At 43.2% G+C, this 1199-nt stretch carries 1 pseudogene; it reads right to left on the reverse strand.

Annotated features, from left to right (window positions below):
• Positions 1-1199 (reverse strand): annotated as a pseudogene (locus tag ACZYT3_RS12675) (SrtB-anchored collagen-binding adhesin); the annotation flags it as partial.

The raw sequence follows: 1199 nt of genomic DNA on the forward strand, positions 1-1199 counted from the left end.
TGCTAGGCTTTTCTGGTGTCGGTGGTGTTTCGGGTTTTTCTGGTTCTTCTGGCTTTTCCTTAAAGGTAATTGTCTGTCCCTTATCCTCAATATCCTTATGTTCGGTAACTTTCTTCGGTTCGTCTGGATTGCTCAAATCGTACAATTCTTCAAAAGTTACAAGCTGTTTGCCGTCAAGGGAAGTAGCGTCAAAGGTAAAGGCAACTTCCACTTTCATAGTTTCGCTGTCAGCGGTAAACATATAATCACTTTCCACACGCTTTCCATTGATAAGAAGCTCTGCATTTTCTTCTTTCAACATCTGCCAGCCCACAAGTTTGTACTGTGTACCGACTTCTAAGCCCTCTAAGGTTACGGTATCAATGATTGTAACGTCTTTTCCAGCTTCAACCTCTTTGTTGCCGTCCTTATCGGTAGCAGTCGTATGAATTTTGATGATACGCTCTGTGATAAGTACCGTCTGCCCGTCGTCCTCAATGTCCTTGTGTTCCGCAACTTTCACGGGTTCGTCTGGATTGCTTAAATCATACAATTCTTCAAAGGTAACAAGGTTCTTGCCCCCTAAAGCAGACGCATTGAATGCATAGGTAATTTCTATTTTCATTTCCTCATCATCAGCGACAAAGGTATAGTCGTTTTCTACACGCTTTCCGTCAATGATAAGCTCGGCATTTTCTTCTTTCAGCATTTGCCAGCCTACAAGCTGATATTTTGTGCCTTTCTTCAAACCGTCTAATTTGACAGTATCAACGATTGTTACCTCTTTTCCTGCAAGGATAGTCTTTTCGCCGTCTTTGCTGGTCGCTGTGGTATGGATAGAGATTTCTTTTTCGTATTCATCAGTCAGCGTTCCTAAATCAATCACAAGGTTATTTCTTGATACCACGATTTCAAAAGGTGGGATAAGTTCAAAGCCTTTGTTACTATCAGAGCGTAATTCTTCAATGATGTAGGTATCATAAGGTAATGCACCCTTGCTGTCGTCTGGTTCAGAAGTCCCAAACCACACACCGTCCTCGCTGGTCTTGCCTGCGTTGGTATTGTGCTTATGAGAAGCCCATTCAGCAGAAGTGGAGAATTGCCCGTTATCATCAGTTACCACCACATGATTTTCGCCCGTCGTCTTGCTTGTGATCCTAAAAGGAACATCAGCAAGACGCTTGTGTGTGCCTGCACCGATTTTCACGCCCTCAATATCC

The sequence above is a fragment of the Traorella sp. mt218 genome, from assembly GCF_055420025.1.